This is a genomic window from Staphylococcus pasteuri (assembly GCF_030547725.1).
Taxonomy (GTDB): Bacteria; Bacillota; Bacilli; order Staphylococcales; family Staphylococcaceae; genus Staphylococcus; species Staphylococcus pasteuri.
This window is the reverse complement of sequence record NZ_JAUOQO010000027.1, coordinates 1-670: the sequence shown is the minus strand read 5'-3', so window position 1 is coordinate 670 and position 670 is coordinate 1. Positions and strand designations below refer to the sequence as shown.

Sequence of the window (670 nt, the reverse complement as noted above, 5' to 3'; positions counted from 1 at the left end):
GTGTACCACAGTCATCACCTGATTTTTTTGTTATACGTGTAAATTTAGTTCAATAAGTATCTTCCCCAACGAAACCCTTCTTTCTTCATACAAGCCTGTATCAGCTGCTGTTTCTCTGAGGGGTTTGGAAGTTTAGCCATCCCAACCTCAAATTGACATCCGGCCTCAGTGGTAACGGCCTGTTGATAAGATACACCATCCTTTTGCCAAAAGGCTTTATAGGCTGGTTGATTAGCACCACAACCAATCAAGGAAAACGATAGTGCAATTAATGAGAACTTTTTCAATTTTACTTCCTTTTTAAATCAACTTAAGTGATGTTGGTTTTCTCTACTATTAAAATAAATAAATCTACAGATAGATCTTTATTCGCTATCGATACATAACGCCTAAAGCAACTGCGCGCGAATTTTGCGCGTCAGATTACCTTTACTTGTTAACTATATTGTTTTGGTGCCCTAGCAATAATCTCTTTGCACTTAGCCCAATGATTACTTTTACCTATATTTATCATTTCACTAACCAAGTCCCAATCCGTTTCTCGCCCAGACGCTCCAGCAGGCAACCCCGCTAGAGCTGACACCTTACTGTTACGGGAAAACCCTTTATCATCAAGCATGGCAGCTATATTTTGAACCTTCATTTTTACAGAGCCTTTGGACCTTTTCTC

The 670-nt window shown here is 39.4% G+C and carries 2 protein-coding genes; both read right to left on the bottom strand.

Going from position 1 to position 670, the window contains the following annotated elements; genetic code table 11:
* Window positions 1–44 precede the first annotated feature (44 nt).
* Window positions 45–287 carry a hypothetical protein gene (locus Q4528_RS12645; RefSeq protein WP_215151343.1) on the bottom strand — a complete coding sequence of 81 codons (243 nt, stop codon included), beginning with the start codon at window positions 285–287 and terminating at the stop codon, window positions 45–47.
* 149 nt (window positions 288–436) lie between these two features.
* Window positions 437–670 (bottom strand): hypothetical protein (locus Q4528_RS12640; RefSeq protein WP_303521808.1); only part of this gene is annotated, 234 nt, incomplete at its 5' end.